The sequence below is a fragment of the Pantoea sp. Pa-EAmG genome, assembly GCF_030024295.1.
GTDB lineage: Bacteria > Pseudomonadota > Gammaproteobacteria > Enterobacterales > Enterobacteriaceae > Pantoea > Pantoea dispersa.
In genome coordinates this window covers 1-12,713 of record NZ_JASEWO010000138.1, presented here as the reverse complement: position 1 = coordinate 12,713, position 12,713 = coordinate 1, and the positions used below count along the sequence as shown (strand labels likewise).

The following is a 12,713-nucleotide window of genomic DNA, read 5'->3' as shown; positions in this document are numbered from 1 at the left end:
TCATTCAGTTTAATTTATCTGATCATGCGCAGAATCAGGGGATAACGCGGCGGCTGGAATACATGTGGCGGGCGGATGAAGCAAGGGTGCGCATAATCTGCGCACCCGGAGAAGAGGATTAAGCAGAAACCCTGGCGTTACACCCCATCGGTGATCGGTTTTCTGACCAGCAGCAGGTAAGCCAGCGCGCCGACCACCGTGACGCCAGCACATATCATCAGCGCGAGGCTGAACGATTTGGTGGTATCCAGCACCCAGCCGGTAATTACTGGCGCAAAAGAGGCGAAAACGAAGCTGGCAAAGTTCTGGATACTGCCCACTGATGCCGTCATGCGCGCTGTGACGTTAGCGTGGATCAGGCCCCAGCATGAGGTACCGGCAAAGTGAATGCAGAACAGCGCCATACCAATCAGCGTCACCGCGCTGGTGGTGTCGGTGGCGCGCGTCACAAAGGTGGTAAAGGCCGCGGAGAGCAGCATGCCGCTGACAATCGATACTTTACGCACTTTCACCGCGTCAAAACCGCGACGCACCAGTGAATCCACCACGTAACCGTTGAGCAGCATGCCCGCCGCGCCGAACAGGAAAGGAATGGCGGCCAGCAGGCCGGTGCTTTTCAGATCCAGATGATAGGTCGACTGCAGATAGCCCGGCAGCCAGGCGATGTACAGCCACGCGGTATAGTTGATGCCGCTGAAGCCAATCATCATGCCCCACATGGTGCGCTGCTTGAACAAACCGCGCCACTCGGCAAAGCTCAGCGGCTCTTTGCGTGATGCCACGCTGCCCGCCTGCAGATAGTGAATCTCTTCACCGCTCAGCTTGTTGTTATCCCGGTCGCGGTAGGTGAGATACCAGCCAATGGCGAGAAACATACCCAGCACGCCGATGGTGACAAACATGCCGCGCCAGCCCATCACCAGCATCATCGCCGCCAGAATCGGCGGTGCCACCGACAGACCAATCATCGACGCCGCGTTAAACATCCCCATCGGCATACCGCGATCTTTGATGTTGAACCAGTCGTTGATTACCTTCACGCCGCACGGGTTCATCGGCGCTTCGCCAATGCCCAGCCCGATGCGCACCAGCACAAACTGCGTGAAGTTATGCACCAGCCCGGCCGCCGCCTGAAACAGTGACCAGAAGAACATGCCGATGGCCAGCATAATGCGCGGGCCTTTGCGATCGAGCAGCGCGCCGCACGGCAGCTGGGCTAAACCGTAGGCCAGCGAAAACGCCGACAGCAGCACGCCAATCTCGGTGGCCGATAAGCCCAGCTCCTCGCGGATGGTCATGTTGGCCACCGACAGCGAGCTGCGGTCAAGGTAGTTGATGATGGCGGCGAACAGCAGCAACAGCATGGCGGTGATTTGAATCTTACGGATGCGCGGAGAGCGCACCACATCGGCGCGCGCCGGCACATAATCCTGCCCGGCGTGCTCGGGTGCTGGCGCGGTGGTGCCGCCGCGCGTTGATGTATTTTCCATTGCAACCTCCCAGGTTCGGGTACTTATCGTTATCAGTCTTGGGGTTCCTGCGGCAGCGAAACGGGCTGCCCTAAGGGGCTGCCTTCGAGACTAGAAGTAAACCGCGGGAGATGTTGCAAACATGTTTCTGATTCGTGCGGGCGCTTATGCTTTGTGGTTTTTAATCGGTTTTTAATTGTACTGCCGGATAGAGCGGATCATCGAGTGTTTGGCGGTTCTGAGATGCGCATGCAGCGCGCACAGCGCGTCCACATCCTGGCGGCTGATGAGCGCGGTAAGAATCGCCATATGCTCCTCCAGCGCGACAATGTTGCGTTGTTTCAGGTCGCTTTCATCCCATTGATAATGCGAGTGAAAAATCACAGAGATAATTTCCAGTGACTGATTGAAAAACGGGTTGTTGGCGGCGGAGAGAATCAGCGTATGCATCTCTTTATCCAGCGCGGCAAACTGGCGGTAGTTGCTGGCGATGGTGTCGCGCAGCGCGCGATGACGATCCAGCAGATCGCGCGCCTGCACCCAGCGTTCATCACCGGCGGCGAGATTAAGAAAGCGGGTCAGCGCGTGCGTTTCCAGCATTTCGCGCAGTTCAAACAGCTTTTCGGCGTACTCCTGATCGAATTTCTTCATCCGCCAGTGGCCGCGCTTAACCGGTTCCAGCAGGTTATAGCGCATAAAGCGCAGCAGGAACTCGCGCACCACCACCGGGCTGACCCGCACCTGCTGCGCCAGCTGCAGCTCGGTAAAACTGTCGCCTGGCATCAGCAAACGCTGGTTAATCAGGTTAAAAAACGCCTGCTCAAAGTGCACCGCCTGTTGGTCGATCGGTGGGCTGAGTACGCTAAACCCATCCTCCTCGCAGGGATCGCGCACGATCACGTAGGTCTCAGCCACTTTTTCCAGCACGCCGCGCTGATGCAGATGCTGCAGCGTGTGTCGCACCGTGGTGCGGCTGATATTAAACATCTCGGCCAGCGCCGCCTGCGGAGGCAGCGGCGAGCGCACATGGCGGCGGGCAATAGCTTCCAGCATTTGATTGATGACATTCTGGCGCAGATTCTGGCTTCGGCTCATACGTCCCTCCGGTTTTTTATGCATTAAAAACCACACAAAGCCCAAAAAAATCGCGCTGACTCACACTTCGTACAGCGCAACCTCCCGCCGCGGTCGATTTTCGCCATAACTGCGTGAACAGCCCAGGAGGAAACGATGACGAACATGAAAACGCTGGTGGTCGCCGAACCGCGCAGCATGGTGTGGCAGCAGCGCAGCGTACCGACGCCTGCCGCGCACGAAGTCCTGATTAAACCGATTGCCGCCGGCATTTGCGGCACCGATATACACGCCTGGGCCGGCAATCAGCCGTTTTTCTCCTATCCGCGCGTGCTCGGCCATGAGCTGTGCGGTGAAGTGGTGGCGCTGGGCGCGGCGGCGCAGGGATTTCAGCCAGGGCAGCGCGTGGCGCTGATTCCTTACGTGGCCTGTCAGCGTTGCGACGCCTGCTTAAGCGGCAAAACCAACTGCTGTGAACAGATTTCAGTGATTGGCGTGCATCAGGACGGGGGCTTTTGCGAGTTTCTCAGCGTGCCGGATACTAATTTGCTGGCGGTTGATGATGTGGCGCCTGAAGCAGCGGCACTGATCGAGCCCTTTGCCATCAGCGCCCATGCGGTGCGACGCGCGGCGCTGGTAGCCGATGAGCAGGTGCTGGTGGTCGGGGCCGGACCGATTGGCCTGGGCGTCGCGGCGATTGCCGCCGCAGCCGGTGCGCAGGTGGTGGTGGCCGATACCAGCGCGCAGCGGCGCGCGCACGTTGCGCAGCAGTTGCAGCTGGCGACGATCGATCCGCTGGCGGCGGATTTTACGGCCGCGCTGCGCGCAGAGTTTGGCGGGCGGCTGGCCGCTAAAGTGATTGACGCCACCGGCAGTCCGGCGGCGATGAACAGCGCCGTGCAGCTGATTCGTCACGGCGGCACCATCGTGTTTGTTGGCCTGCACAAAGGCGATCTGGTGATCCCCGACACCGAGTTTCACAAAAAGGAGACCACGCTGCTGGGCAGCCGCAACGCCACGCGGGAAGACTTCGACAAAGTGCGCGCCCTGATGGCCAGCGGTCAGCTGCGGGCCGATATGATGCTCAACCGCCATTACGACTTCTCGACGCTGGCCGAGACTTTTGAGCCCGGGGTGATCAACAACCCTGAGCTGATCAAAGGCGTCATCCATTTCGCCCGCTAGCGCTAGAGAGAGTGTCAGGCGCGCAGCGTGGCAAAGAAATGTTGCCGTACCGCCTCGGCGTCGACGCCCAGACACAACCGCTGGGCGCGCAGGCCGGCGAATGGATCGTCGCGCGAGGCGAGGGTGCTCACGCGCTGCAGCGTCTGGCCGCGGCTGATGCCTTCGGTCACCACGCGCACCGGCGCTGTTGTCACGCTGAACGCCTGCGGCAGCGCCAGCCACGACAGCGTCAGGGTATCGTGCAGCGCCATGCCATCAAATCCTTCTTTTTGCAGGCTGTAAGCCAGATAAGGCCGGCAGATGGCACTCAACACCGGCTGATTCAGCTGGCGCACTTCCTCTCCGCTGATCAGCACCTTGTGCGTCACATCCAGCGGCAGCATCACCACCGGCAGCGCCGAGGCCAGCACCTGATCGGCGGCATGCGGATCTTTCCAGATATTGAACTCGGCGAACGGCGTCACGTTGCCAGCGTGGCCGTCGGTGCCAAACGCGCCGCCCATGATCACCAGCTCTTTCACCAGCGGAATAATGTCTGGCGCCTGGTTGATGGCGCAGGCGATGTTGGTCAGCGGCCCGATTGCCACCAGGGTAATCGCGTGCGGCTGCGCGCGTACGCTGTCGATGATGAACTGTACCGCGCTGTCGGCGGCCTCGCTGTACGGGTTATCGAAGGCATCGCCGAGACCGTCTGCGCCGTGCAGGGTAGCCGGTGCGGAAGGGGTCAGCGCCAGCGGACGCGCACAGCCACGATACACCGGCGCGCTGATGTTCATCTTTGCACAGAACAGCCGGGCATTTTTTACCGCCTGGCCAACCGCGACATTGCCAAACACCGTGGTGATGCCCAGCAGCTGCTGCGTGCGCGCCGCATACGCCAGCGCAAAGGCGTCATCCACGCCGATATCAGTATCAAAAATCAGGGTACGCATCGGAATCTCCTCGCTGATGATGTCTGCCACGGTAAAACATAATTGTTCCCGACGATACGCTGGCGGCAGGTCAATATTGTCACCTCCGATGCGCCAGCGTATTATCGTGCCTCTGAGGTGATGGCGTGCCACCTTACCCAACCGCCTTCTGGTCACAGACGGCTGATGACGCCTGACAACTTGCTTATCCCTGCGCGGGAGACGGCGGTGTGTCAGGTGTATTTTTCTGTCCTGCCGCGGCCCTGCGCGTAACCCAATTCAGGAGCTCCAGACTATGTTGAAGTCGCTGTTCGCGGTCATGATCGGTGGTGCCATCGGTTGCACGCTGCGCTGGCTTATCTCATTACGTTTCAATACGTTATTCCCCAACCTGCCGCCAGGTACGCTGATCGTTAATCTGGTCGGTGGCTTTATTATTGGCGCGGCGATGGCGTGGTTTGTGCGCAATCCGCACATCGATCCCGTATGGAAACTGCTGATCGTCACCGGCCTGTGCGGCGGGCTGACGACCTTTTCGACCTTCTCGGCCGAGATCGTGGTGTTGCTACAATCAGGAAAATACCTGTGGGCAATGTCGAGCGTGATGGTGCATGTCATCGGTTCATTGCTGATGACCTTTGCCGGTTTCGCCGTGGTGAATCTGCTGGGCTAAACGACACGCTTGAAATCACCCATAAGAGGGGGATACTGAGCAGGATGCTGTGCGGGTGGCGCACAGCCTCTGTCACCGCTTTATCCGGACGATTAAGGAGCTGTTGATGTCTGCAAACCCGAAATTCCTTAACCTGGTGCTGTTAAACGGTGAATCGGCGCATAAGCTGCAGGCGGCGCGTGCCGCCGGGTTCGATCAGGTTGAAATGTGGCGGGAAGAGGTTACTGAGCACACGGCGGCGCTGGCCGCGCAGCTGAACCTGGGCTTTACCAATCTGCAGGTGCTGCGTGACTTTACCGGCGCGCCGGACAGCGAACGGCTGCAAAAGCGCGCCGAACTGCGTGATTTCATTCGCGTCGCGCAATCGCTGGGCTGCGATACCATTCAGGCGCCGGCGACCACGCGCGAAGACTGCGTTGCGGAGCGCATTGATGAGGATCTGCGCTGGCTGGCCTCGGAAGCCGCGCGCTATAACATGCGCATCATGTATGAACCGATGGCGTGGTGCAGCGTCGACAATACGCTGCCGCTGGCGTGGCAGCGTTTGCAGCGGCTGGATCAGCCCAATATCGGGCTGGTGGTCGATCTGTTCCACATCTGCGCACGCGGTGGCGATGCCTCGCAGCTCGACGGCATTCCGGCCGACCGCATTTATGAAGTGCAGCTGTGCGATATGGCGCAGATGCCACCGCAGGAAAAGCAGGCGCTGAGCGACTATGCGCGCCATCAGCGCTTACTGCCCGGCGACGGCATCATTGAAGTGGAACGCTTTGTCGATAAGCTGAAAAGCGCAGGCTATCGCGGTCCGGTGGGCATCGAAGTGTTTAACGATCGCCTCAAAGCACAGCCGCCGGAAGCGGCCGCGCGTCAGGCGTGGCAGGCGCTGCAGCGCTACTGGCCTTAATCCTGCAGGCACTGGGCGATGTAGGCCGCTGCCTGCATCGCGCCGTGGCTGGAAATGGTGTGACCGGTGGTGGGTTCATACTGTGCGGTGACCGCGACGCCCGCGCTCTGCAGGCGCTGCGCGGCGGAGACGGTTTCGCTGAACGGGATGACCTCATCGGCTTTGCCGTGAATCAGCAGCGCGGAGGCATGCGGCGGCGGCGTGAGCGCCTCGTCAAAGGCCAGGCGACCGGAGAAGGCCACCACACCAGCCAGCGGATAGCGTCCGGAGGCCAGCGCATCCAGCGCCATGATAGAGCCCTGCGAGAATCCCACCAGAATCACCTTTTGCCATGCGCCGGCCATCGCGTGCTGCGCCATCAGCTGCTGCAGCGTGGCGTCAAAGGCGTCGCGCGCAGCCCGTACGCGTGCCGGACGGTTTTCCGGCGTGATGCCGGTCAGGCTGAACCACTGATAGCCCATGGCGTGCTCAAAGGGAAAGGGCGCATCGGGCGCGGCAAATGCCACGTCGGGCAGCAGCGCTGACCAGTGTTGCCCCAGCACCGCCAAATCCGCGCCATTACTGCCGACGCCATGTAAAAACACCACTAACGCTTTTGCCATTGCCCTGCTCCTTAAAAACCGTAGTCCGCCATATCCGGTCCCGCTGGCACGATGCCGTTGGGATTCAGTGCTTTAATCGAATAATAGCCCTGTTTGATATGGTCGATGTTCACCGTTTGCCGCACGCCGGAGACCGCCAGCACACTCTTCAGATAACGATCGAGCAGCGGGTAATCGCGCAGGCGGCGCAGGTTGCATTTGAACAGGCCGTGATAGGCGACGTCAAAGCGTATCAGGGTCACGAACAGGCGGATATCGGCTTCGGTCAGTCGTTCACCCAGCAGAAAAGTGCGGCCATCTTTCAGCCGTTGCTCCAGCTCATCCAGCTGCTCAAACACCTCATTAAACGCCTGCTGATAGCTCACCTGGGTGGTAGCGAAACCGGTACGATAAACGCCGTTATTGAGACGCGGATAGATCGTTGCGTTCAGCGCGTCGATCTCCGGGCGCAGATCCTCAGGGTAGAGATCGAGCCGGTTATCTGCCAGATCGCCAAAGCCGCTGTTGAACATGCGCAGAATATCCGCCGACTCATTGTTAACGATGGTCTGGGTTTTTTTATCCCACAGCACCGGCACAGTGGCGCGCCCGGTAAAGTCGGCGTCGGCGCGGGTATACAGCTGGTGGAGATACTCAGCGTTGTTCAGCGGGTCGCGATCGGCACCGGGATAATCGCCGAAGCGCCAGCCCTGCGCGCCAAGCTGCGGCTCAACCACCGACACGCTGACAATCTGCTCCAGCCCTTTCAGGCTGCGCGCAATGAGCGTGCGCGAGGCCCACGGGCAGATCAGCGCGACGTACAGATGATAGCGATCCGGCTCGGCGGCAAATTCGCTGCTGCCATCGGCGCTAATCCAGTGACGAAAGCTGGAAGTCTGGCGTACAAAGCCACCCTGTTTATCGGTGGCCTGAACCGGATGCCACTCTGCGCTCCACTTACCGTTTACCAACATCGCTCTGCTCCTCTGAAGTGATGTCAGCAGCTTACCCTGCTGCCGTTATGCTGATAATCCGGGCAAAACGGCTTTGATTGTTTCCAGAATGGAAGGAATCAGCCGGGCGGATGCAGGCGGAAGTGCTCGGCCAGAAAGTCGATCAGCAGGCGGGTTTTCTGCGCCAGGTGGCGCGCGGGCGGATACAGGGCAAACAGGCCCATGGCTGGCGGCGCAAAGTCCTCCAGCAGCGTGACGATTTCGCCTCGCTGCAGCGCCGGTGCAGCGATAAAACCGGGCAGACGCGCAATGCCGAGGCCGGCCAGCGCCGCCTGCAGGCAGGCTTCGGTGTTGGAGAAGCACAGGCGGCCGCGAATCGGCATGCTGACGCTGTCGCCGCACGGCGTGACGAACGGCCAGTGCCACGGATCGCGAAAGTTGGTGTCGCTGATGCACTGATGCGTCGCCAGGTCGCGCCAGTGCTGCGGCGTGCCGTGCTGCAGCAGATATCCGGGCGCGGCGGCGAGGCGAATTGGCACCTCGCCCAGACGGCGCGCAATCAGGCTGCTGTCGTCCAGCTTGCCGATGCGGATCGCCATATCGAAGCCTTCATCGACGATATTCACGGCGCGGTCGGAGAAGTTGACGTCCAGCTCAATCAGCGGATAGTGACGCGCGAACGCCACCAGCACGCTGGCCAGCACCGCGGTGCCGAAGGTGCCGGGTGCGCTAATCTTCAGGCGGCCGGTGGGTGAGCGGGCATTTTCCTGCACCGTGGCATCCAGCGCGTCGAACGCCTCCAGCAGGGTTTTCACCCGCTCGTAATAGGCGCGGCCGATCTCGGTGGGCGACAGTGCCCGTGTGCTGCGCTTGAACAGCTGCACGCCAAGCTGCTGCTCCAGACGCGACACCAGCTTTGACGCCTGGCCGCTGCTGGTGCCGAGTCGGGCGGCGGCACCGGCAAAGCTGCCGACTTCGAGTACGGCGACAAACATGCGATCACAATCAAGACGATCCATGGCATTTCCTGCAAGGGAAAAGGGTGAGTATACACAGGCGAAGTGAAAAATCGTGGCACGGGCCGCGACAGTAATGTGCGCAGCATTGAGCAACGCTCCGCTTTACATTCAGTGCGCCGCACCTTTCGCACGGCGGCAAAACCTGCTGAACTAGGCATTCGCCTTAAGCTGGCCGGGAGCCACCAATGCCTTTGCTTCACCTGTCATCGCTGGCGGAGATCACCGCTGCCGAATGGGATGCGCTGTTACCTGACAATCAACCTTTTTTGCGTCACGCCTTCCTGCTCGCGCTGGAAGAGAGTGGCAGCGTGCGCGCGGAAAACGGCTGGCAGCCGGATCATCTGCTGTGGCGCGAAGACGGCAGGCTGCGGGCAGCGCTGCCGGGCTACCGTAAACGCAATTCCTGGGGCGAATATGTGTTCGATCACGCGTGGGCCGATGCCTGCCAGCGTGCCGGCATCGCCTATTACCCCAAATGGCTCGGCGCCATTCCGTTCAGCCCGGTGACCGGTGCGCGTCTGCTGGGCGACGAGACGGCCATCATCCCGATGCTGGAAGCGCTGCCCGATGCGTTGCAGCGGCACGGCTTAAGCGGGGCGCATATCAACTTCACTACGCCGCACGCCAACGCGCTGCTGGCAACCCAGCCGGACTGGCTGGCGCGCCTCGGCGTGCAGTATCACTGGCACAATCGCGGCTACCGCGATTTTCACGACTTTCTCGACACGCTGATGTCGCGCAAACGCAAGCAGCTGCGCAAAGAGCGCGAACAGGTGGCCAGCAGCGGCTTTGCGTTTAACTGGTATCGTGGCGATGAGCTGCGTGAAGATCAGTGGGATTTTGTGTATACCTGCTACGCCAACACCTACGCGGTGCGCGGCCAGCGTCCCTATCTGACGCGCTCCTTCTTCAGCCTGCTGGCGGAGCGGATGCCGCAGGCGATTCGCGTGGTGATCGCCACGCTACAGCAGCAGCCCGCCGCCATGGCCTTCTGTCTGGTGGATGACGACACGCTGTATGGCCGCTACTGGGGCTGTCTGGCGGAGTTTGACCGACTGCACTTCGAGACCTGTTTCTACCAGGGCATGGATTTCGCCATCGCTGAAGGGCTGCAGCGCTTTGATGCCGGTGCGCAGGGCGAGCACAAGCTGGTGCGCGGCTTTGAACCGCAACTCACCCATTCCTGGCACTATCTGTGCCATCCGGGGCTGCGTGATGCGGTCGGGGATTTTCTGCAGCAGGAGCGGGCAGGGGTGCGCGCCTGGGCTCAGGAAGCGCGCGACGCCCTGCCTTACCGGCGCGGTGATTAATCGACGCCGACAAATCCGCCGGTCTGATGCTGCCACAGACGCGCGTACAGCCCGCCGTGCGCCAGCAGTTCGCGATGGTTACCCATCTCAACAATGCCGCCGTTCTCCAGCACCACCAGCCGGTCCATTTTCGCGATGGTCGACAGGCGATGGGCGATGGCGATCACCGTTTTGCCCTGCATCAGCGTCTCCAGGCTCTCCTGAATCGCCGCTTCCACTTCCGAGTCGAGCGCCGACGTGGCTTCATCCATGATCAGAACCGGCGCATCTTTCAGCAGCACGCGGGCGATGGCAATGCGCTGGCGCTGGCCGCCAGAGAGTTTGACGCCGCGCTCGCCGACGTGCGCATCCAGCCCGGTACGGCCCTGCGGATCGGAGAGCAGCGGGATAAACTCGTCGGCGCGGGCGCGCACAATCGCCGCCTGCAGTTCGGCTTCGCTGGCATCCGGGCGACCGTACAGCAGGTTTTCGCGAATCGAGCGGTGCAGCAGCGACGTATCCTGGGTGATCATGCCAATCTGACTGCGCAGGCTCGCCTGTGTGACCTGCGCGATGTCCTGATCATCAATCAGGATGCGCCCGCCGTTGATGTCATACAGCCGCAGCAGCAGGTTCACGAGGGTCGATTTACCGGCGCCGGACGGGCCAATCAGACCGATTTTCTCGCCAGGCTTGATATTGAGATTCAGGCGGTTAATCACCTGGCGGCCGCCGCCGTAGTCAAAGCGCACATCCTCAAAGCGGATCTGGCCGCGCGTCACCTGCAGCTTTTTCGCCTGCGGCGCATCCTGCACGCTGAGCGGTTGCGCAATGGTGTTCAGGCCATCCTGCACCATGCCGATGTTTTCGAAGATGCCGTTCACCACCCACATGATCCAGCCGGACATGTTCACCAGGCGAATCACCAGCCCGGTGGCCAGCGCGATGGCGCCTACGCTGATCAGCGACTGGCTCCACAGCCACAGCGCGAGGCCGGAGGTGCTGACAATCAGCAGGCCATTGAGCGTCGACAGCGTGATATCCATGCTGGTCACCATGCGGCTGGCGTGCTGGGTTTTGTCGGTCTGCTCCTGAATGGCGTCGCGCGCATAGCGTTTTTCCAGATCGTTATGGGCAAACAGTTTCAGGGTGGCGATGTTGGTATAACCGTCAACGATGGTGCCCATCAGCTTCGAGCGCGCCTCGGATGACACCACCGAGCGCTGCTTAACGCGCGGCACAAAGAAGCGCAGCGACAGGCTGTACGCCCCAATCCAGACGATCAGCGGAATCATCAGGCGCCAGTCAGCTTCCGCGAACAGCACCAGTGAGGTCACGGCGTAAATCACCACGTGCCAGATGGCATCCACCAGCTGGACCGCCGAGTCACGCAGCGAGTTACCGGTTTGCATGATGCGCTGGGCGATACGGCCGGCAAAATCGTTCTGGAAGAAATTGAGGCTCTGCCGCAGCACATAGTTATGATGCTGCCAGCGAATCATGCTGGTCATGCTGGGGTTAATGCTTTGATGCACCAGCATATCGTGCAGCGCGATTACTACCGGCCGCAGAATCAGCGCCACCGCCGCCATCCACAGCAGAATCGGCCAGTTATCGCTGAACAGCGTTGCGGGCGTGGTGTGATTGACCAGATCGATAATACGGCTGAGATAGCTAAACAGCGCCACTTCGATCAGCGCCTGCGCAAGCCCGACAATCAGCAGCGCGACAAAACCTGGCCACACCTGACGCAGATAATAGAGGTAAAACGGCCACACGCTGGCGGGTGGGGAATCGGTGGGGGCATCCTGAAAAATATTGATAAAACGTTCAAAACGACGATACAACATAAGGCCACTCTTTCCGATCGGTGAGAGTTAACAGCTTAGTGCAACTGAACAGGGATTATCGACATGGATTTGCAGATTCGCGGACGCGAACCGGGCGATGCCGCCGCCTATCAACGTTTATACAGTCATCCCGAGGTGTATCGCTGGACCACGCAGCTGCCGTTTCCCAGCGTCGCCACCTGGCAGAAAAAATTCGAGCGTATGGACAGCGAAGGCTATATCGGCTTTGTGGCGGAAATCGACGGGCAGATGGTGGGCGAGCTGACGCTGTTTACCGAACAGCGGCCGCGTACGCGTCACAGCATCAGTTTTGGTATTGGCGTCGATCCGGCGTTTAGCGGTCGTGGCATCGGCGAGCGGCTGATCCGCACCGGTATCGACTATGCTTTTAACTGGCTGGGCGTGATCCGCGTTGAGCTGGAAGTGTTTCACGACAATCAGCGCGCGCTGCGTCTGTATCAGCGCCTGGGCTTTGAGCAGGAAGGCGTGAAGCGCAAAGCCTGCCTGCGCGAGGGCGAGTACCACGACATTATCGTCATGGCGATACTGCGCGAGTGATGGTTGCGTCGGCCTGGAACCGGGGCGCCCGGTAACCAGGTCGCCATAAATGGCGCCCCTGCAATTTCACAGACTACCTGTAGGGTGCGCATTCATGCGCACCAGGAATCAGGTTGCCATAAATGGCGCCCCTAAAGTGTTCGCAGAATATCTGTAGGGTGCGCATTCATGCGCACCAGGAGCCAGGTCGCTATAAATGGCGCCCCTGCAATTTCACAGACTACCTGTAGGGTGCGCATTCATGCGC

Annotated in this window: 12 protein-coding genes and 1 riboswitch; of the genes, 5 read left to right on the top strand and 7 right to left on the bottom strand. The window is 60.5% G+C overall.

The window, feature by feature from the left end; translation table 11 throughout:
- Positions 1-137: 137 nt before the first annotated feature.
- Together QMM04_RS16660 and QMM04_RS16655 are read right to left on the bottom strand one after the other, a co-directional pair.
- Positions 138-1,490 (bottom strand): MFS transporter, encoded by a 1,353-nt coding sequence (locus QMM04_RS16660; protein ID WP_058780236.1) that lies wholly within the window; start codon positions 1,488-1,490, stop codon positions 138-140.
- 171 nt (positions 1,491-1,661) lie between these two features.
- On the bottom strand, positions 1,662-2,564 hold the full coding sequence (locus tag QMM04_RS16655; RefSeq protein WP_150059612.1) for a GntR family transcriptional regulator: 903 nt from the start codon (positions 2,562-2,564) through the stop codon (positions 1,662-1,664).
- Positions 2,565-2,699: 135 nt separating this feature from the next.
- On the opposite strand from QMM04_RS16655, the gene QMM04_RS16650 reads away from it, so the two are divergent.
- Positions 2,700-3,728 (top strand): zinc-binding alcohol dehydrogenase family protein, encoded by a 1,029-nt coding sequence (locus QMM04_RS16650; protein WP_058775148.1) that lies wholly within the window; start codon positions 2,700-2,702, stop codon positions 3,726-3,728.
- 14 nt (positions 3,729-3,742) lie between these two features.
- Here QMM04_RS16650 and QMM04_RS16645 read toward each other — a convergent pair whose 3' ends face one another.
- Positions 3,743-4,660, bottom strand: a complete 918-nt coding sequence (locus QMM04_RS16645; RefSeq protein WP_282996565.1) for a nucleoside hydrolase — start codon at positions 4,658-4,660, stop codon at positions 3,743-3,745.
- Between the two features lie 107 nt (positions 4,661-4,767).
- Positions 4,768-4,842, top strand: a riboswitch (Fluoride riboswitch).
- 92 nt (positions 4,843-4,934) lie between these two features.
- Between QMM04_RS16645 and crcB the strand changes: the two genes are divergently transcribed.
- Entirely contained in the window at positions 4,935-5,312 is a 378-nt protein-coding gene (gene crcB, locus QMM04_RS16640) for a fluoride efflux transporter CrcB (RefSeq protein WP_021507890.1), read from the top strand.
- Between the two features lie 106 nt (positions 5,313-5,418).
- Positions 5,419-6,216 (top strand): sugar phosphate isomerase/epimerase family protein, encoded by a 798-nt coding sequence (locus QMM04_RS16635; RefSeq protein WP_058775150.1) that lies wholly within the window; start codon positions 5,419-5,421, stop codon positions 6,214-6,216.
- Here QMM04_RS16635 and QMM04_RS16630 read toward each other — a convergent pair.
- The 3 genes from QMM04_RS16630 to QMM04_RS16620 all read right to left on the bottom strand — a co-directional run bounded on the left by QMM04_RS16630 (position 6,213) and on the right by QMM04_RS16620 (position 8,769).
- A complete protein-coding gene (locus QMM04_RS16630) occupies positions 6,213-6,818 on the bottom strand; it encodes a prolyl oligopeptidase family serine peptidase (protein ID WP_058759363.1) in 606 nt (201 codons plus the stop codon). The genes QMM04_RS16635 and QMM04_RS16630 overlap by 4 nt on opposite strands.
- Positions 6,819-6,829: 11 nt before the next feature.
- Positions 6,830-7,771 carry a glutathione S-transferase family protein gene (locus QMM04_RS16625; protein WP_058780231.1) on the bottom strand — a complete coding sequence of 314 codons (942 nt, stop codon included), beginning with the start codon at positions 7,769-7,771 and terminating at the stop codon, positions 6,830-6,832.
- A gap of 98 nt (positions 7,772-7,869) precedes the next feature.
- Positions 7,870-8,769, bottom strand: coding sequence for a LysR family transcriptional regulator (locus tag QMM04_RS16620; RefSeq protein ID WP_058759361.1), 900 nt, complete (start codon positions 8,767-8,769; stop codon positions 7,870-7,872).
- A gap of 185 nt (positions 8,770-8,954) precedes the next feature.
- Between QMM04_RS16620 and QMM04_RS16615 the strand changes: the two genes are divergently transcribed.
- Positions 8,955-10,079: a GNAT family N-acetyltransferase gene (locus tag QMM04_RS16615; RefSeq protein WP_058775152.1), complete on the top strand. Its 1,125-nt coding sequence runs from the start codon at positions 8,955-8,957 to the stop codon at positions 10,077-10,079.
- Here QMM04_RS16615 and QMM04_RS16610 read toward each other — a convergent pair.
- Positions 10,076-11,908: an ABC transporter ATP-binding protein gene (locus QMM04_RS16610; RefSeq protein ID WP_104094191.1), complete on the bottom strand. Its 1,833-nt coding sequence runs from the start codon at positions 11,906-11,908 to the stop codon at positions 10,076-10,078. The two genes, QMM04_RS16615 and QMM04_RS16610, sit on opposite strands and share 4 nt — an antisense overlap.
- A 63-nt stretch (positions 11,909-11,971) precedes the next feature.
- Here QMM04_RS16610 and QMM04_RS16605 point away from each other — a divergent pair, with 63 nt between their 5' ends.
- The gene (locus QMM04_RS16605; RefSeq protein ID WP_021507883.1) at positions 11,972-12,466 is read left to right on the top strand and encodes a GNAT family N-acetyltransferase; all 495 of its coding nucleotides are present in this window, start codon (positions 11,972-11,974) and stop codon (positions 12,464-12,466) included.
- The last annotated feature ends 247 nt before the right edge of the window (positions 12,467-12,713 follow it).